The following is an 18,888-nucleotide window of genomic DNA, read 5'->3' as shown; positions in this document are numbered from 1 at the left end:
CCTTACTTGGTCGCCTTCTTCTTTCCGGCGACGGTGCGCTTGGGCCCCTTGCGGGTGCGGGCATTGGTCTTGGTCCGCTGGCCACGCACGGGCAGGCCCCTGCGGTGGCGCTGGCCCTGATAGCAATTGATTTGGATCTTACGGCGAATATCGGCGTCGATCTCACGACGCAGATCACCCTCGATCTTGTAGTTTCCCTCGAGGTAATCACGCAGCGTAATGAGCTGCTCGTCCGTGAGATCCTTGACGCGGGTGTCCGGATTCACTCCGGTCGCGGCAAGTGTTTCCTTGGCGCGAGTACGGCCCACACCGAAGATGTAGGTGAGGGCTATCTCTATGCGCTTCTCGTTGGGGATGTCGACTCCGGCAAGACGTGCCATTGCGATTCCTTTTTGTTCTACGCAGGTCGTGCACCGAGTCTTCCGGTCTCCCGGCCCGGGCCTGCGCACCCGGGGTTCAGCCTGTCGGCTGTGACTCAGCGCCTTTGGTGTTCGTTGCCGCTGGGAATCCGCTCAGCCCTGGCGCTGCTTGTGGCGTGGGTTTTTGCAGATCACCATGACGCGGCCGTGACGACGAATCACGCGGCAGTTCTCGCAGATTCTCTTCACACTAGGGCTGACCTTCATGGTTTTCCTTTGCTTGTGTACCTTGTTACTTATAACGGTACGTAATCCGTCCGCGGTTCAGATCGTAGGGACTCATTTCGAGCACCACCCGATCCTGGGGCAGAATGCGGATGTAGTTCTTGCGCATTTTGCCGGAAATGGTGGCCAGCACCAGGTGCTTGTTCTCGAGCTCGACGCGGAACATCGCATTGGGGAGGGCCTCGACCACACGCCCTTCCACCTCGATCACACCATCTTTTGCCATAAGCCTTCTATCCGATCCTCGGCCGGTTACACAGCGCGCCGAAAGACACGCCAAATGGTAAGTATAGCATTGATGGGCCCAAAATTGGGCAATAGCGTGTTGACACGACAAAAGGGCCGTCTGAACGGCTGTCGCTCAATCAGTATAGCAGTCATTCAGACGGTCCGATAAGGACCCGAATCCCTCAGTCCTCGATGGCGATGTTCTGCGTGTTGTCAGCCGGTTCGATGCTGGTCTTGGGCAGGGTCACCTCCAGGGTGCCGTTGGCATAGTGGGCATGAATGTCCTCCTGACGGACCTTGTCGCCTACATAAAAGCTGCGGGAGCAGGACCCGGTGTAACGCTCACGCCGAATCCACCGTCCCTGGTCGTCCTTGTCGCCCTGGTCACTGTTCTTCTGGGCGGAGACAATCAGGTAGCCGTCCTCCAGACGCAGGCCGATGTCTTTCTTGTCGAAGCCGGGCATGTCAATGGAGAGCTGGTACTGCCCGTCCTTCTCGCGCACATCCGTGTTCATCAAGGGGCTGTTCAGCGCGTTCTTGGCGCCCTGGCCCTGCCGACGCCCGTCACGCCAGTTGTTGAAGAAGGGATCGTCGAAGAAGTCGCCGAAGATCGAATTGTTCATCAATGCGGGAAACATAGCCATAATCGCATCTCCTGATTCTCAAAGTCAATAGTTTCTGCGGACCGGAACCCCGGGTGGACATCCTGACCTGTCCTCCCGGGCTCCCTGCCCTTCACTTTGTCCAAACCGCGGGAGCCAGGTTCCATGCCCGATGTTCACCCAAGGAATAAAAGTTGAGTCTAGGAGACTCAACTTTCGTCATCAGCCTTGTCTGCCCTCCCTTGTTCTCTCATTCTTCGGGCCTTGAATGACCACATGTCAGACATTGTGGGCCGGAATTTTTGTGACGTTACTTTGAGACCTTTACCATAGGATAAGATTCCGCCAGCCCCCGCAGGCTCTTGAGGGCGGACCCAATCGCATGTGGACCGGACGGACCGGCCATTCCTAGTCAAAGGAGCTCAGATGCTCACCAACGAATACATCAAGCGCGTATACCAGCAGGTTGAGAAGCGCGACGGCGACCAGCCGGAATTCCTGCAGGCTGTTCGTGAAGTTTTCTCCAGCCTGGAACCCGTGGTGGAGCGGCATCCCGAGTATGAGGCCAACGGCGTGCTGGAACGTCTGGTCGAGCCCGAACGTGCAGTCAAGTTCCGTGTGGCCTGGACCGATGACCAAGGCCATGTGCAGGTCAACCGCGGCTACCGGATCCAATTCAATTCGGCCATCGGCCCCTACAAGGGCGGCCTTCGCTTCCACCCGACCGTGACCGAGTCGGTCATCAAGTTCCTGGGCTTCGAGCAGATTCTGAAGAATTCGCTGACCGGGCTGCCGATGGGCGGCGCCAAGGGAGGATCCGATTTCGACCCCAAGGGCCGCTCGGATGCCGAGGTCATGCGCTTCTGCCAGGCCTTCATGACTGAGCTGCAGCGCCACATCGGCCAGTTCACCGATGTGCCCGCCGGCGACATCAACGTGGGATCCCGTGAAATTGGCTACCTGTTCGGCCAGTACAAGAGAATGCGCGACGAGTACTCGGGCGTGCTGACCGGCAAGGACCTGACCTTCGGCGGCTCCCTGGCCAGGACCGAGGCCACGGGTTACGGCCTGTGCTACTACACCCAGGAGGCCCTGCAGACGCTGCGCAAGGATTCCTTCCAGGGCAAGACCGTCGTCATCTCCGGTTCGGGCAACGTGGCCATCTTCGCCACCGAAAAGGCCCAGCAACTGGGCGCCAAGGTGGTAACGGCATCCGACTCCAACGGATACGTCTACGATCCCAAGGGGATTAACCTTGACGTCGTCAAGGACATTAAACTGGGTCACCGCGGCCGCATTCGCGAGTATGCGGACCGCGTGGACTCCGCTGAGTACCACGAGGGCTGCAAGGGCGTCTGGACTGTGCCCTGCGACATCGCCCTGCCCTGCGCCACACAGAACGAAATCAACGAGGAATCCGCAAAGACCCTGGTCGCCAACGGATGCACCGTGGTCTGCGAAGGCGCCAACATGCCCTCCACCCCCGAAGCCATCCAGGTCTATCAGGACAACAAGGTGCTTTACGGACCCGCCAAGGCCGCCAATGCCGGCGGCGTGGCCGTCTCCGGCCTAGAGATGAGCCAGAACTCCCTGCGCCTGCAGTGGACCTTCGACGAAGTGGACCAGCGACTCAAGGACATCATGACTGGAATCTTCCAGAAGTCCTACCAGGCCTCCCAGGAATACGGGCATGAGGGCGACCTGATGCTGGGCGCCAACGTGGCCGGCTTCACCAAGGTGGCCGATGCCATGGTCGCCCAGGGCATCCTCTGAGCCAGGATCTAGCCAATCTGAACAGAAGGGGTCCGACCTGCAGAAATTACAGGTCGGATCCCTTATTGCGCTTTAGCGGGCTGCCGAACTCATGCGACCAGCTGGTCGACGACCTCGGGATCGATCCGCTGATGCGGGTCGAAGTCCTTGGAGCCCAGATACCGGTAGATGCTGGCCTGAAGGGCCCGCGCCTCGGGATATTCGGTCAGATTCTGCAGACCCATGGAGGAAAGCAGAAGCCGGCCCTTCCCGCAGCGACATTCCAGTAGCTGGGTCATGGGTCGCAGGTAGGCGTAGCTGTCCATCTCGGTGATGATGGACTGGTAGCGCTCGGGCAGGATGATGGCACGCTGAGTGGCCATGGGCCACCACTGCCAGTCAGTGTGCGAATCGGTCGGAAAATCTGCGAAAACAGGGTGGTCGGCCTGAATGAACTGCCCCATGGTGCCGCTCTGGTCCTTGAATGTCCCCACTGACCAGAAGTCCGTAGAGAAGTGGGCCTGAACGGATCCGGGCAGGGACTGGACCGTGGAGTCGGGACTCAGATAGACTGTGCCCCCCTGGTCCAGGACCCGACGCGCCTGTTGGTCGAACCTCCTAGCCTCGTACAGACCGTCTGGCCGTTCTGGCTGGCTGTCCTGGTAGACCCAGACCGGATAGACGTTGGTCACACCGTCGATCTCCAGACTCAGACGGCAGCGTTGGTTGCCATGAATGCCATCCAGAGGCAGTTCGAAGGTTCCCAGATCGGTCAACTTGCCCACCGGACAGGTGACCCGACGGAAGACATGTTCCAGATCAACCCCCTGGCCCTGCAACCGCAGCCGCAAATCACCCTGCAGTGTACGTCGACCGTAGTTGGCCACCTTGACCGTCCCTGAGAGCTTCTCCAGGCTGGTATAGGCATAGCGGTCCATGACTGCCAGCGGCAACTGGTCGGTGAAGAAGGACCGGAAGCGTTCAGGGCGGGCGAAGGGAAAGCGCTTGGGGTGTAGATGGGCATCCATCATGCCCACCAGAGCCGTGCCTTGTCCAGGAAAGTCCTGAAGACCCAGCAGCGAAAGCCCGGACATGGAGGGGGTTCGCAGGACGGACTCCACCTCCTCCCGGTAGCAGATCCGCGACAGTTCGCCTGTAGCGGCCACCCAGTCCTGCCAGGTGCTCTGGTCCAGGCCAGATTCACGGACCCTGTCACAAATCATCGCATAATTGTCGGGACGGGTGACCCCGGTGAACTCCTCGATCTCTCGAAAGTCCGGCAGCACCTCATACTGGCCGACCTCGAATCCATAGACCGGAACCGTGCACTCTTTGCGGACTGCCAGCATGGAGTCCTCAAAACTGTGGGCAGTGCCCGGATGAACCGCATTGGTGGACCCACGCATATTGGCGAAGCAGCAGCGCAGGTCATGGCTCTTGTAGGACTCTGAGGTGTAGACCTCGTTGCAGTCGTCACTGCCCAGCTGACCATAGTGCGGGTTGGAGGAGTTGGCATAGAGCCGGGTGTCATCGATGCTCCGGGCATCCTCGATAAGCTGAGCCATGCGCTGGTGGCCGGTCGCATCCGCAGACAGCTCGTTGCCCAGGGTGAGCATGACAAAGGAGGGGTGGTTGGCCAGGAAGAGCAGTGTCTGTTCCAGTTCGATGCGATAGTAGCGGTAACTGACATCCTCTTGGAAAGCATGATAATGGTCCCAGTGGGAGAGCTCGGGCTGCATCATCATCCCCATCCGATCCGCCGCGATAAAGGCCGCTTCGGGCGGGCAGTGCGAATGGAAGCGGACCACATTCACTCCGTATGACCGGTAGGCCTCCAGAATACGAATCCAGGAGCCCACGTCCATGGGCGGGAAGCCGGTCTGCGGAAACTCAGCACAATTGGCCTCGCCACGCAGGAAGAAGGCCCTGCCGTTCAGAGCCAGCCTCCCCCGCTCATCGGCTGCGAAGTCACGGATGCCGAAATCCGTGCTGACCCGCGAAAGCACCCTGGATCCGTCCGGCGGCAGGAGCTCGATTGTCATGCCATGCAGACAGCCCTGGTATTCGTCCCAGCAATCCGCATGGGGATCAAGCGGCAGATCGGGCCAGGTCAGTGTTCGCCGCCCAGGTTCCAGGTCTGCAGTGACCTCCAGAGGCTGGGCCAGTGCATCGGAAGAGAGCCTCAGGCGACCATGGAATCCTTGGCGCGAATCTACATCAGCCTCTACGCTCAGCGCATCGCCATGGGGGTAGACACGAACCCTATCCAGGAAGGTGTCCTCCTCCACACGCAGGCCGATGTTCCCCAGAAGCCCGTTCCAGTTGGTCTGGGTATGGTCAGTGGCTGTCGAGGAATCCAGAATGGCGTCGTGGGGCATGCCCTGGTAGGCGTTGTCGGAATCCACCTGCAGCAGGTCATCGCCCGTCAGTAGCCCAGTCAGCTCGAAGACATGCGGCGTGTTCAAGGTCTGAGGCCGATATGGCTCAGCCAGGCGTTCGCCCACCCTCACCTCCAGGCGTCGAGCGCGCTCCACCTCGAAGAAGATCCTCCGACCCGGCTGCGGGGTCCATCGAATCTGCCGGGACAGCCTGACAGTCCCCTCGAAGGTGTGCCGCCTGGTCAGCCGAGAGCCGATGGGGCCGGGTTTGCCACTGCTATAGTCAGCGGACAGCTCCTGATCATCATGTCCGAGTCCGTTGGTGTCCAGCGTGCCCGGCATCAGGACGGTTCCCTGCAGTTCAGGCGGGGAATCAACCCGCCAGGCTCCGGTCAATGCCACCTTGGTCATGCCTTCCTCCCGGTAAGAATTGCCCTGTGGTCCAATTCATCAGTGAACAACCCGGCCTGAATATGGCCGGCATCCAGTTCCAGCACCTGCTTCAGGCACTCCCGAGCCTGATCGATCTGCCCTGTACCGATGCGTGCCAGGCCCATCAGGTAAAGGCAGTGGACCCGGTTCATGCGGGTATAGTCCGCATCGAAGGTCAGGAAATCGGGCAGGGAGACCGCGAAATAGTCCTTTTCCACATGGTCGTCCAAGTGCTGCTCGCCGAAGTCCAGCAGCCGGTAGTAGCAGGCGTTGGCCGGACCCTGCTCGCCCAGGGCCTGATGGGCCAGCCCCTGGAAGAGGACCATCTCGGCGGGCTGATCGTTGTAATAGAGCGACTCCCCCACCTGCCCTGAACCCAGGCAGGCTAGACGGAACTCCTGATCCGCAGCTTCCTCGTCACCTGCTGATCGTCTGACCAGCCCCAGGTAGTAGTGCAGATCGTTGTCCTTCTGACCTTCCAGTTTGCCTTCGCCCAGGTTCTCCGGATAGGTCATGGCCCGCTCCAGCAGACCCGCAGCACGATCCCAGTCCTGGACCGCCATGGCGTCCTTGGCCATCAGCGTCAGGGAGATTCGGTATTGGGCGGTGATCTTGCCCTCACCACCCTCCCATGGATGGAAGTGCCGACCGCTCATCAGCCGATAGGCGCGTTCGTAGCTGCCGGTCTGGTTGAGCAGACTCAGGTATTCGATATAGAGATCATCCCTGCGGGCCACAACCGCTGGATGCTTTTCAAATTCTGTCAGTCGACGGGCAAAGCTCCAGCCCATCAGCCTATGGAGCTGATCCCGCTCCAAAAAGACCCGGGCGTCTTCGGGATCCAACCGGCAGGCGGTCTCGATTTCCTGATCGGCGGCCTGCCAATCGTGTCTCTTGTTGCCGTAGGCGATGGCCAGGTTGCGGTGGACAGTGGCGAAGTCGGGGTCCAATTGCCGGGAGTGCTCCCAAAGCTTGATAGCCCGATCCGTCAGCGACTTGTCGTAGTAGAGGCAGCCCAGATAATAGGCTGCCTTGGGACCATCAACCATGTCCATGGCCATTCGCAGGGGGGCGATATCATCGAGGCTATTGGGGAAGCAATAGTCCGAAGGCACCGCCTCGGCCGCCTGGAAGGCCTGCAGGGCCTGATCCTTCCGACCCAGCAGGTGCAGATACCAGCCTTGATAATACCGGACCATGGGTTGATGCTGATCGGCCTGGTCCAGTAGTTGCAGCGCCTCCTCATAGGCGCCGAATGCGGCATAGTCTCGTGCCGTCCGCAGCAGGTTGAGGTAATCCCCGCGCATCAGTCTGGACAGCTCGTCCGGATCACCGCCTGCCAGAACCCGCTCGTAGCCGGATACGAAGTCGAAACGATCCAGGGCCAGGTTCTCGCGAACCGCTTGGTCCGCCTGATCCTGCCTGCCCAGCCGACGCAGCAGATAGGCCTTGAGCCCTCGGGCCCTGATGTTGTCGGTGTTGCGGGTCAGGGCACGCTGGACGAAATCCAAAGCCTGCTCCAGCTGGCCACGACATGCCGCGATGCAGGCCAGGCAGAAGAAGGCCCGTTCCTTTTGGGCATCGTCCCAGGTGGCCTTGTAGAAGGCGTCGTAGGCCTTGTCCAGTCGTCCCTGATAGCTCAAGGCGAGACCCAGATTGTAATGAGCCTCGGAATCATAGGGTTGGCTGTTGCGCCAGGTCAGCCGCTTGATGGCCGTGCGGAAGTGCTGCTCGGCTCCGGCGAAGTCGCCACGTCGAAGCAGGAGTCGGCCGTAGGCGTTGTTGATGCGCGCATCGCCCGGGTCACGCTTGAGCCCCTCCAGATAGTAGGGATCAGGCCGGTAGGTGGCATGGCGGTATTGTTCCAGGTGCAGACCGGTCAGCAGCAGTTCCTCGTTGGTGGCGATACGTTCCGGCCGATCGGCGGCCTGTGCCGGCTCGGGAATCTTTCCATCGGCGGGCGGCTGTGGACGATAGCTGACCAGGAGCCGTCCTTGAGCGTCCTCCACCCGGGCTGTCAGTGCAGTGGCCGGACGGTCACCTGTCTCGAATTCGGCCCTGACCTGATTGTCGGGGCCGAGGGTGCCCTGCCACTGGTAAAGGATGGATCCGTCATCTGCCAAGACCTGGACGCGTGCATCCTTCTGAACCCTTGTAGCGTAGACGGTGACTCGCCCTTGCCCGGCCTTCAGCCCCTGGGCCTCGATCCCCTCATGCTCGCCGGCAGCTCCGAAGGTCTGCTCGGGGCCAACCTCCAGGTTGAGGGCCGCATTAACGCTGGCGTTCTTGACCAGACCCACCTGCTTGTAGGGCATGAAGTACTGGGTGAAGGTCTTGCCTTCGTATGGCTTGAGCCAGGTGAAGTCAGGCTGGTTGTCGGTGAAGACCCCGGTCATCAGCTCCACGTAGGGGCCGTCGGCATCGGTCAGATTGCGATCCCAGGCATGGCCGAAGTCCCCGCATCCCCAGGTCCACTGCTTCTTGCCCGGGGAGATGTGATGGTCAGCCACATGCAGAATGCCTGCCTGTCGGGAAAAATCGTAGCCGCCGACGAAGTCATAGTCCGAATGGGCGGCCATATAAGAGGTGGGCACCGGCACGTTCTTATAACGGCTGATGTCCACTCCCTGGGAGTAGTCGTGCTTGTAGTAGGTTCCCGTGGCGATGGGATAGCGGGAGACGTCGCGCTTGCCGTGGTCCATGACCGCAGTGACATCGGGTGGCATGACGGTCCTGGTGTGCTCGTTGACCGCCACGGCCGGATTGGCCCACCAGAGGAAGGACTGGGGCAAAGGCGTGCCGTTGTAGAGCCTGGCCGAGATTTCGATGACGCTGACTCCGGGATGCAGGGCGATGGTGGTGGTGACCTGGGTGCCGTAGATGCGGTCGGTATCGTGGCAGACCACAGCCTTGCCACCGTCCGGCAGGTCCTTGAGCGTGCAGTCCACTGGAAGGAAGGTGCTGGGCCGATGGTGCTGTGGCCAGTTGAACTCGATACCCCCGGAGATCCAAGGGCCGGTCAGACCTACCAGGGCAGGTTTGATGACCCGGTTGCGGTAGACGAAGTCGTAGCCGTTGGTCTTGTCCCGGGCATACTGGATGCGTCCGCCTAGCTCAGGCAGGACGGTCACCTCCAGGTATTCGTTCTCCAGAATGACCGCCTTGTAGTCCCGATCCTTGCATTCGTCCGAGATGGTCTCGATGACCGGGTAAGGATAGACCCGTCCCGAAGAGCCCTGGTAGACTCGATTTTCAATAAATTGCGGATTTTTGTCCGGTTTTCCGATCCCGTAGGTGGGAATCGTAAGCTCTGTGACCTTCACTGTGACGCCCATGGTCATCAGCCCCTTGTCTGCTCAGCAAAACTGTATATATTTGCTCTCAGTCTATAGTCGGAATCGGCCCTCAGAACTGCATAAATTGTTTGAAAATATTAAAAAATTGCTACCATGTCGGCTTAACCAATAAAGCACTTGCTGCGCTCGGGACAACTAGCGAAAATGAACGGATGCATACCCATGAGGGGGGGGGGGGTCGGCCCATCAAGGACCGACCCCCTAGGCTGGCGTTCACTTAATGCCGGATCAAGCCTTTCGACATCTTCCTCCGACTTCGGCAATCCCGGAGAGCCCTACTCCAGTTCCAGGGCGCCGGTGTAGAGCTGGTAGTATTCGCCGTGCTTGGTCATCAGCTCATCGTGATTGCCGCGCTCGATGATCCGCCCGTGGTCCAGGACCATGATCACATCGGAGTTGCGAACCGTGGAGAGCCTATGGGCGATCACGAAGACCGTCCGGCCGCGCATCAATGCGTCCATGCCCTGCTGGACCACCTCCTCGGTGCGGGTGTCGATTGAGGAAGTGGCTTCGTCCAGGATCATGGCCGGAGGATCGGCCACCGCCGCCCTGGCAATCGAAATCAGCTGTCGCTGACCCTGGGACAGTCCGCTTCCATCCCCCTCAAGAACGGTCTGGTAGCCCTGGGGAAGCATGCGGATGAAGCTGTCGGCGTTGGTCATCCTGGCAGCCTCGATACACTCCTCGTCCGTGGCATCCAGGCGCCCGTAGCGGATGTTGTCCAGGACGGTGCCCGTGAAGAGGTTGACATCCTGCAGGACGATGCCCAGGGAGCGGCGGAGGTCAGGCTTGCGGATATTCCTCACATCGATCCCGTCATAGAGGATCTGGCCCTGCTGGATGTCATAGAAACGGTTGATCAGGTTGGTGATCGTGGTCTTGCCGGCACCAGTGGCACCGACCAGCGCCACCTTCTGCCCGGGCTTGGCGAACCAGGTGATGTCGTGCAGGACAGGCTTCTTCGGGTCATACCCAAAGCTGACGTCGGTGAATCGCACATCCCCCTGGAGGAGGGTGTATCGGCCGTCAGGGGAGGTGATGGCCTGATCCTTGGCCTTCAGGGCCACATCACGGGCATCGCCGGGAAGCTTCATGGCGGCCTCCAGCGAGCGCCTGCCGTCGTCATCCGCCTCGCGCTTCCAGGCCCAGTGCCCTGTCTCATGGTCGACTGGGGTCATGGTCCGGCCGTCCGAGGCCAGTTCGACGCTGACCAATCTGACCGTGCCCTGGTCGGACTCGACGGGCTGGTCCATCAGGTCGAAGATCCGGGAGGCGCCTGCCAGGGCCATCATGACCATGTTGAACTGCATGGAGACCTGGCCGATGGGGTTGATGAAGGAGCGGGAGAGGGTCAGAAGGGAGACGATGGTTCCCAGGGTCAGCGGACCAGCCCCGGTCAGTCCTACATTGCCCATGCCCGCGATGCCGGCCAGACCGCCCACGATGGCCAGGATGACATAGAGCAGGTAGCCCATGTTGCCCACGACCGGCATGGTGACGTTGCCGTAGGTGTTGGCCTGGGCCGAGGCATGGAAGAGCTCCTGGTTCCTCTGCTCGAAGACCTTGGCGGTGGCATCCTCATGGTTGAAGACCTTGATGACCTTCTGTCCGTTGACGGCCTCTTCCACGAAGGCGTTCACCTGGCCCAGATAGCGCTGCTGGTGAACGAAGTACCGGCCGCTTCGGGTGACCAGAACCCGGACCACCACAATAAGGACCGCCGCGAAAACCAGGGTCAGGACGGTGAAGGGGATGGAGAGCCAGAGCATGGAGATCAGAGCTGCCAGGGCGGACAGAACCGATGAGACCATCTGCGGGAAGGACTGGGAGATGGCCTGGCGGAGGGTATCCGTGTCATTGGTGTAGCGGCTCATGGTGTCGCCGTGCTCATGGGTGTCGAAGAAGCCGATGGGCAGCTCCTGCTGGTGGGCGAACATCTGGTCGCGGATGGTCTTCAGGGTGCCCTGCTCCACCTTGACGATCAGCCAGTTCCAGAACCAGGAGCAGAAGGTTCCCACTGCATAGAGGCAGCCCATCAGGATCAGGGTTCTCATCAGCGGTCCCCAGTCAGGGTCGGCGGCCCCGACCAGCGGCAGGATGTAGTGGTCGATCAGCGGCTGGAGGAAGAAGGCCGATGCCGCCTGGGCCCCGGCGCTGATGATGATGCAGACCACGATCACCGCCAGCTGCCAGCGGTAGGCCAGCAAGTAGCCCAGGATGCGACGGGTCGTTCCCGGCGCGGCCTTGTCCAGGCGGGGCTTGCGGTCCTTGAATGATCCGTCACTCATGATCCTTGTCCTCCTCGCTCTGGTTCCTGGTCTGTGACTCGTAGATGGATCGGTACTCCTGACATGTTCGCAGGAGCTCCTGGTGGGTGCCCTTGTCGAGAATCCTGCCCTCCTCCAGGACCACGATCATGTCGGCGTCCTCCACAGAGGCCAGACGCTGGGAGATGATGATCTTGGTGGTGTCAGGAATCTCCTGGCTGAAGGCGCGGCGGATCAGCTGGTCGGTCTTGGTGTCCACGGCGCTGGTCGAGTCATCCAGGATCAGGATGTCAGGCTTCTTCAGCAGGGCCCGAGCTATGCACAGACGTTGTCGCTGGCCGCCAGAAAGGTTGGTGCCTCCCTCGTCCAGGTAGGTCTGATAGCCATCGGGAAATTCCCGCACGAAAGCATCGGCCTGGGCCAGAGTGCAGGCGCGCACCAGATCTTCGTCCGAAGCCTCAGGGTTGCCCCAGCGCAGGTTCTCGGCGATGGTCCCAGTGAAGAGGACATTCTTCTGGAGCACCATGGCCACCTGGTCGCGCAGGACCGTCAGGTCGTACTGGCGCACGTCCACGCCGCCCACTAGCAGGGATCCCTCGGTCACGTCGTAGAGACGGGGAATGAGCTGGACCAGGCTGGACTTGGAGGAGCCGGTCCCGCCCACGATGCCCAGGGTGGAGCCCGAGGGAACGTCCAGAGTGATGTGGCTCAGAACGGGGCGTTCGGACCGCTCCGAGTAGCGGAAGGTCACATCCCGGAAGCTGATGGAGCCGTCAGCCACCTTCATGACCGGCTTGGCGGGATCGTGCACGGTGCTGACCTCGTTCAGCACCTGGCAGATGCGCTCCGCCGAGGCTTGGGAGATGACGACCATGACCACGATCATGGAGACCATGTTCATGGCCATCATGATCTGGATGGCATAGGTGACCAGGGCGGTCAAATCGCCCGTGGTCAGCCCCAGGGCGGCATTGTTTCCGGAGGCCACAATCTGGGAGGCGCCCATCCAGGATATGACCAGCAGAGAGGCGTAGATGCAGAAGTTCAACAGCGCCGGGTTCAGGCTCATGATCCGCTCGGCCTTGCAGAAGGCCCGGTAGATGGCCGAGGAAATACCATTGAATTTGCGCTCCTCGTAGTCCTCCCGGTTGTAGGACTTGACCACCCTGATGCCCTGAAGGTTCTCGTCCACCACATTGTTGAGATGGTCGTAGGTGTGGAAGACCCGCTCGAAGATGGGATGAACCAGCAGGGACAGGCCGATCAGACCAAAGCCCAGGATGGGGATGGCGATCAGGAAGACCAGGGATATGGGCCTGGAGATCCTATAAGAAAAGAGCCAGGCCACGATGACCATGATCGGCGCCCTGACCCCGACCCTGATGACCATCTGATAGGCATTCTGCAGGTTGGTCACATCGGTGGTCAGCCTGGTGATGATGGACCCGGTTGAGAAGCGGTCGATGTTGGTGAAGCTGAAGGACTGCACCTTGGCGAACAGATCGCTGCGGACATTCTTGGCCAGGCCGGAAGAGGCGATGGCCGCATACCGCCCGGACATGAACCCGGAGAACAGGGAGACGGCCGAGCAGGCCAGCAGGATCAGCCCGAATTTGAAGATGGCCGGCATGGACCTCCCCGAGACCCCTTGGTCAATCAGGGAGGCCATGATGGTCGGGATCACAATCTCGAGGACGCTCTCCAGAAAAACGAAAGCCGGAGCCAGAAAACTGGCCTTCCGGTATTCGCGCAGGGAGCGCAGAATGGTTCGGATGGTGTGCTTCGGACGCGCTGGTTCCTGTTTATCCGATCTGACCACGGATGCCGTAGACCCCTTCAAATGGACCTCTTCTGTTTCTGTATTGATTGCTCTATCTTTTACGGCCAATCACCGACATGCATTTACCCCCTAGCAAGAGGGCATGAATGCCCCAAGGCTATCACCCTGTCCGCCGGTGTTGGGCGGACGCACATGGATTTCCGCCCTCCACAAAAAGAAGCTGTCATGCCCCTGGGGGTCATGCAGCTTCTGTGCCTTATATAGTCGTATCAGCAAGTCTTACCAGTGTGTTCTGAACAAGGCACGCTTGGTCTTGCTCATCGCCTGGCATCAGTTGATTGCGGCGGCGGCAAGCCTCTCGCCTGACAAGCTATGAATTAACGCTTGTCCAGCTGCGCGATAATCTCCTTGGATATCTGATCGACCTCACCCTGGCCGTCCACTGCGACCAGAAGGCCACGGCTCTTGTAGGTGTTCAGCAGGGGGGCAGTCTCCTTGGCATAGATATCCAGCCGTTTGGCGATGGCCTCGGGGGTATCGTCTGCCCGACCCTCCTCCTTGGCCCGCTTGGCGATGCGCTGCATAAGAACCTCATGGTCGGCGTCCAGGGCCACCACAGCCGTCAGCGGAGTGCCCAGCTCTTCTAGCATCTTGTCCAGCGCCTCGACCTGGGATGCCGAACGGGGGTAACCGTCCAGAATCCAGCCCTGGGCCGCATCATCCATGCCCAAGCGGTCCTTGACAATCTTGTTGGTCAGCTCGTCTGGAACCAGCTCGCCCTTGTCGGTGTAGGCCTTGGCCTGCTTACCCAGCTCGGTTCCGTTCTTCAGGTTGTAGCGGAAAATGTCACCTGTGGATATGGCCGGAATCCCATAATGCTTGCTGAGCAAGGCCGCCTGCGTGCCCTTGCCTACACCTTGAGGTCCCATGATCAACAGTCGCTGTGCCATTCCCAATCCTTTGCTTGATGTTCTTGGTCTACAGTCCTAGGCGGACCAACCGCGAAGAACCCTCTTTACCGTATGCTAGCGGCTGCCCGCTCCAAGAGCAGGTTCCGCTCGCTAAAACTGACACGAACAGTCTTCCTGACGCAGGCCTGACACACAATGGTCCGGCTCCCTGCCAGCAAGTGACAGGGAGCCGGACCTTCATCTGTTTGGATTGATACCACCTGCAGGTGTTCGACCGAAGGGTCAGCCCTCCTTGTGATCGCCCTCCAGCAGGAAACCGGTGTACTGGAACTGCTCGGTCTGCGCCCTGGCCTGGCGCAGGGTGTCCAGACCGACGCCGGCGATAATCAGTATGGTGGTCCCGCCGAAGGGCAGCTTGGAGTTGATCTTCAGCAGCATGATCAGCACCGTGGGTATCAGGGCCACGAAGAGCAGGTAGATGGCTCCAACCGTGTTCAGCCGGTTCATCACGTATGACAGGTACCGGCTGGTGGCCCGTCCGGCCCTGATGCCGGGGATGAAGCCGCCGTACTCCTTCATGTTGTCGGCCGTCTCATCGGGGTTGAAGGTGATGGAAGTGTAGAAGAAGCAGAAGAAGACGATCATGACCGAGTAGAGCACGATGTACCAGACCGAGGTCGTGTTGGCCATGTTGGCATTGATCCACTTGACCCAGTTCTGATCGGACTTGCCGAACTGGGCGATAAGGGTGGGAATAGCCAGGATGGAGGAGGCGAAGATGGGGGGAATCACGCCTGACATATTGATCTTGAGCGGCAGATAGGTGGAGGAGCCGCCGTACATCTTGCGGCCGATCATCCTACGGGTGTACTGGACGGGAATGCGGCGCTGCGCCAGCTCCACGTAGTCGACCAGAATCAGGATGACCACCAGGACCGTTACGACAATGCCGAATTTGACCCAGTCACCGTTCTTGCCGTTGGTCCCCCAGCCGATGTTCCAGAGCTGGGGCAGGAAGCCGGAGCAGATGGAGATGAAGATCAGGACGGACATGCCGTTGCCGATGCCCTTGTCGGTGATCAGCTCGGCCATCCACATGATCAGACCGGTGCCACCGGTCATGATCAGGACCATGACCACCAGATTCCAAACGGAACTGTCGGGAATGACCTGCTGCTGGCAGGCCCCGTTGAAGAGCGCGCCGTTGCGGGCAGTAACCAGAATGGTCGTGGACTGCAGCACGGCCAGGCCGATGGTCAGATACCTGGTGTACTCGGTCAGCTTGGCCTCGCCGGACTGACCCTCCTTGTGCAGAGCCTCGAAGCGGGGAATGACCACGCGCAGCAACTGCACCACAATGGATGCAGTGATGTAGGGCATGATGCCCAGTGCGAAGATGGACAGCTGCAACAGAGCCCCGCCCGAGAACAGGTTTACCAGACCGATGAAGTCCTCATTGCCGGCCGTGGTGATGCACTTCTGCACGGAAGGATAATCCACGCCTGGGGTAGGTATGAACGACCCAATGCGATAGATGATGATGATGCCAAGAACGAAGAAGATTTTCTTCCTCAGTTCCTTGGTCTTGAAGGCCTGGATTAACGTCCTCACCTAAGTTCCCTCCCTACGCGACCGCGCGTTGGTCTCGGTGCAGCGCACCTTCTTGCTCCGACCAGCTTAACCGATGGTTCCGTCAAATCATGATGGCAACCGGGTCGGAAACGAGTTCCGGCCCCCGCCCGCTTGGAGCGGGGAGGGCCGGAATTATCTGCCTTGCGGTCTGTCCCCTGTGAGTATCAGTTCTCGGAGACGAACCCGCCTGCGGCTTCTATCTTGCTTCTGGCCGAGGCCGAAGCCTTGACGCCCTTGAGGGTGAAAGCGGCCTTGACGTCGCCATCACCCAGGACCTTGACCGGGTGGCCCTTGCGGACCGCTCCCTTGTTGACCAGATCCTCGACGGTGACTTCGCCGCCCTGGGGGAAGAGCCCTTCCAGGGCGCCCAGGTTGACTACCTGGTACTCCTTTTTGAAGGGGCTCCTGAACCCGCGCAGCTTGGGCAGCCTCATGTACAGGGGCAGCTGGCCGCCTTCAAAGCCCGGGCGGACCTGGTAGCGGGCCTTGGTGCCCTTGCTGCCACGACCGGAGGTCTTGCCCTTGGACCCCTCGCCACGACCCACACGAATGCGGTCGCGCTTGGCGCCCGGAGCCGGACGCAGGTCATGCATCTGCAGGATGGTGGGCTCTTGCTTGTCGCTGGCCATAATCAGTCTGCCTCCTCTATGTTCACCAGGTGGCGGACCTTGTCGGCCATCCCCCGGTAGACGGGGGTGTCCTCACGCAGGACCGTCTGGCCGATCTTGTGAAGGCCCAGAGACCTGACGTTCTCCTTCTGGCGGTCGGTGGCATGAGCCACGCCCTTGACCAGGGTGATCTTGATCTGCTTGGTCATCACTCACCTGCCTTCGACTGCTCGTCAGCCTTGGCCTTGGCCTCTTCGCGCTCCTTGCGCTCGTCGGCGATGCCGGCGGCACGTGCGCGCAGGAGGGAGTCGGGGGCGACCTCCTCCAGAGGCAGACCACGGCGTGCCGCGATCTCCTCGGGCTCCTCCAGCTGCTTCAGGGCAGCCACAGTAGCCCGCACCATGTTGACGGCCGTAGCCGATCCCATGGACTTGCTCAGGATATCGGTGATGCCGGCGCACTCCAGGACGGCGCGGACCGGACCACCGGCGATAACGCCGGTTCCGGGGGCCGCAGGCCGCAGGAGGACAGTGCCGGCCGCATCGTGGCCGATCACCGGGTGGGTGACGGTGCCGCGGATACGGGGAACAGTGAACATGTGCTTCTTAGCGTCCAGCTGACCCTTGGAGATGGCTGCCGGAACCTCGCGGGACTTGCCGTAGCCAACGCCCACAGTGCCCTTGCCGTCGCCCACGACCACCAGAGCCGCGAAGCTGAAGGTCCGGCCGCCCTTGTGGACCTTGGACACTCGGTTGATGGTCACGACCCTGTCGAGCATATCGTCACGGTCGTCGCGATCGCGACGGCCACGACGACCATCCCTGCGGCCGTCACGGGAACCGCCACGACGACCACCGCGGCGATCATCGTTCCGGTCGTTCCGGTCTCTTCTGCCACCCTGGCTGGACTGAGCGTTTGTGGAATCTTCAGTCACCTGGGTTGTTTCCTTTGTCGTTTCGTTGTCGCTCACAGTGCCAAACCTCCCTCACGGGCGCCTTCCGCAACCGCTGCGACCCTTCCGTGGTACTTGTTGCCACCACGGTCGAAGACCACGGTGGTGATGCCGGCCTTCTTGGCCTTGGCCGCGATCTGCTCGCCCACCTTGCGGGCAGCCTCGGTCTTGGTGCCCTTGAAGGAGCCGTAGTCCGAAGCCATGGTCGACTCGCTGACCAAGGTGACGCCCCTGGTGTCGTCGACGATCTGGGCGATCATGTTGCGGTTGGTCCGTGTGACCACCAGACGGGGACGCTCTGCCGTGCCGGAGACGTGCTTGCGCAGACGGGCATGGCGGCGCAGACGGGCGATCTTCTTGCCTTTGCCTAGTATCGAGACCGTCATATCACTTACCAGCCTTTCCAGCCTTGCGCAGGATGTGCTCGTCCGCGTACTTGATGCCCTTGCCCTTGTAAGGCTCGGGTGCACGCAGGGCGCGGATGTTTGCCGCAGCCTGGCCGACAGCCTGCTTGTCGATGCCGGAGACGACCACTTCGTTGGCGTTCGGCGTCTCGAAGGTGATGCCCTCCGGGGGGTCGACAGTGATGGTGTGCGAGTAGCCCAGCGAGAACTCCAGGGACTTGCCCTTGGCGACCACGCGGTAGCCGGTGCCGACGATCTGCAGGTGCTTGCTGTAGCCCTTGGAGACGCCCTCGACCATGGATGCCACAATGGAGCGGCTCAGTCCGTGCTTGGCCTTGGTGGTGCGGTCCTCGTCGGCGGGGGTCATGATGATCTGATTGCCCTCGACCTTGCCGGTGATGCCCTCGGGCAGCGTGTACCCGTCGGAGCCCTTGGGACCCTTGGCGGTGAATTCCTGGCCATTGAAGGCCACCTCCACACCTGCCGGAACGGCGATGGGGAGCTTGCCAATATGCGATGCCATGTTCAGCTCTCCTTTCTCACCATACGTAGGCGACGATTTCGCCGCCGATGCCCCTGTCGAGGCATTCCTTCTGGGTCATCAGTCCCGAGCTGGTCGAGATGATGGCGATTCCCAGACCGCCCAAGGGCATGGGCAGGGAATCCGACTTGGCGTAGCGGCGCAGACCGGGCTTGGAGACGCGCTTGATGCCCTGAATGGACTGACGTCCATCGGGACCGTACTTGAGCGTGATCTCCAGATCCTGCCCGACGCGCGCTTCCTTGGCTCGGTAATCGGCGATGAAGCCTTCGCGCTTGAGGATCTGCGCGATGTTCGCCTTGAACTTGGAGTACGGCATGTCGACTGTCTCATGCTTGGCCGCACTCGCATTACGCAGACGTGTCAGCATGTCTGCGATGGGATCTGTCATTGTCATGTGG

General features: G+C 60.7%; 17 protein-coding genes. 1 reads left to right on the top strand and 16 read right to left on the bottom strand.

All coding sequences use genetic code 11. From position 1 onward, the window contains the following. Positions 1-2: 2 nt before the first annotated feature. The 4 genes from rpsM to AC0AII_RS01425 all read right to left on the bottom strand — a co-directional run bounded on the left by rpsM (position 3) and on the right by AC0AII_RS01425 (position 1,516). A complete protein-coding gene (rpsM, locus tag AC0AII_RS01440; RefSeq protein WP_015022329.1) occupies positions 3-380 on the bottom strand; it encodes a 30S ribosomal protein S13 in 378 nt (125 codons plus the stop codon). Positions 381-512: 132 nt separating this feature from the next. Next, positions 513-626, bottom strand: coding sequence for a 50S ribosomal protein L36 (rpmJ, locus tag AC0AII_RS01435; protein ID WP_015022330.1), 114 nt, complete (start codon positions 624-626; stop codon positions 513-515). Between the two features lie 25 nt (positions 627-651). After that, positions 652-870, bottom strand: coding sequence for a translation initiation factor IF-1 (infA, locus tag AC0AII_RS01430; RefSeq protein WP_015022331.1), 219 nt, complete (start codon positions 868-870; stop codon positions 652-654). A gap of 184 nt (positions 871-1,054) precedes the next feature. Then, positions 1,055-1,516, bottom strand: coding sequence for an Hsp20/alpha crystallin family protein (locus tag AC0AII_RS01425; RefSeq protein WP_045935704.1), 462 nt, complete (start codon positions 1,514-1,516; stop codon positions 1,055-1,057). A 384-nt stretch (positions 1,517-1,900) separates the two neighbouring features. On the opposite strand from AC0AII_RS01425, the gene gdhA reads away from it, so the two are divergent. Then, on the top strand, positions 1,901-3,247 hold the full coding sequence (gene gdhA, locus AC0AII_RS01420) for an NADP-specific glutamate dehydrogenase (RefSeq protein WP_490445828.1): 1,347 nt from the start codon (positions 1,901-1,903) through the stop codon (positions 3,245-3,247). 89 nt (positions 3,248-3,336) lie between these two features. Here gdhA and AC0AII_RS01415 read toward each other — a convergent pair whose 3' ends face one another. The 12 genes from AC0AII_RS01415 to rpsH all read right to left on the bottom strand — a co-directional run bounded on the left by AC0AII_RS01415 (position 3,337) and on the right by rpsH (position 18,884). Next, positions 3,337-6,015: a DUF8487 domain-containing protein gene (locus AC0AII_RS01415; RefSeq protein WP_490445827.1), complete on the bottom strand. Its 2,679-nt coding sequence runs from the start codon at positions 6,013-6,015 to the stop codon at positions 3,337-3,339. Continuing rightward, on the bottom strand, positions 6,012-9,371 hold the full coding sequence (locus tag AC0AII_RS01410; RefSeq protein WP_490445826.1) for a DUF5107 domain-containing protein: 3,360 nt from the start codon (positions 9,369-9,371) through the stop codon (positions 6,012-6,014). Before AC0AII_RS01410 ends, AC0AII_RS01415 begins: the two co-directional genes overlap by 4 nt. 296 nt (positions 9,372-9,667) lie before the next feature. After that, positions 9,668-11,683: an ABC transporter ATP-binding protein gene (locus tag AC0AII_RS01405; RefSeq protein WP_490446086.1), complete on the bottom strand. Its 2,016-nt coding sequence runs from the start codon at positions 11,681-11,683 to the stop codon at positions 9,668-9,670. Further along, positions 11,673-13,478 (bottom strand): ABC transporter ATP-binding protein, encoded by a 1,806-nt coding sequence (locus tag AC0AII_RS01400; RefSeq protein WP_490445825.1) that lies wholly within the window; start codon positions 13,476-13,478, stop codon positions 11,673-11,675. Before AC0AII_RS01400 ends, AC0AII_RS01405 begins: the two co-directional genes overlap by 11 nt. Before the next feature lie 338 nt (positions 13,479-13,816). Then, complete coding sequence (locus AC0AII_RS01395; RefSeq protein ID WP_490445824.1) at positions 13,817-14,389, bottom strand: adenylate kinase; 573 nt, start codon at positions 14,387-14,389, stop codon at positions 13,817-13,819. Between the two features lie 243 nt (positions 14,390-14,632). Next, entirely contained in the window at positions 14,633-15,961 is a 1,329-nt protein-coding gene (gene secY, locus AC0AII_RS01390; protein WP_024626782.1) for a preprotein translocase subunit SecY, read from the bottom strand. A gap of 185 nt (positions 15,962-16,146) precedes the next feature. Then, positions 16,147-16,611, bottom strand: a complete 465-nt coding sequence (gene rplO, locus AC0AII_RS01385) for a 50S ribosomal protein L15 (RefSeq protein ID WP_490445823.1) — start codon at positions 16,609-16,611, stop codon at positions 16,147-16,149. A 2-nt stretch (positions 16,612-16,613) separates the two neighbouring features. After that, positions 16,614-16,799: a 50S ribosomal protein L30 gene (gene rpmD, locus AC0AII_RS01380; protein ID WP_490445822.1), complete on the bottom strand. Its 186-nt coding sequence runs from the start codon at positions 16,797-16,799 to the stop codon at positions 16,614-16,616. Beyond that, positions 16,799-17,560: a 30S ribosomal protein S5 gene (rpsE, locus tag AC0AII_RS01375; RefSeq protein WP_045924815.1), complete on the bottom strand. Its 762-nt coding sequence runs from the start codon at positions 17,558-17,560 to the stop codon at positions 16,799-16,801. The genes rpmD and rpsE overlap by 1 nt, the downstream gene beginning before the upstream one ends. Then, complete coding sequence (rplR, locus tag AC0AII_RS01370) at positions 17,557-17,928, bottom strand: 50S ribosomal protein L18 (protein ID WP_015022343.1); 372 nt, start codon at positions 17,926-17,928, stop codon at positions 17,557-17,559. Before rplR ends, rpsE begins: the two co-directional genes overlap by 4 nt. Position 17,929: 1 nt before the next feature. Then, positions 17,930-18,469: a 50S ribosomal protein L6 gene (gene rplF / locus AC0AII_RS01365; RefSeq protein WP_045924816.1), complete on the bottom strand. Its 540-nt coding sequence runs from the start codon at positions 18,467-18,469 to the stop codon at positions 17,930-17,932. A 16-nt stretch (positions 18,470-18,485) separates the two neighbouring features. Then, entirely contained in the window at positions 18,486-18,884 is a 399-nt protein-coding gene (rpsH, locus tag AC0AII_RS01360) for a 30S ribosomal protein S8 (RefSeq protein ID WP_024626787.1), read from the bottom strand. Positions 18,885-18,888: the final 4 nt, after the last annotated feature.

Source organism: Bifidobacterium sp. VU/mBH4 (B4) (genome assembly GCF_058199535.1).
This window is presented reverse-complemented; position numbering and strand designations above follow the sequence as displayed.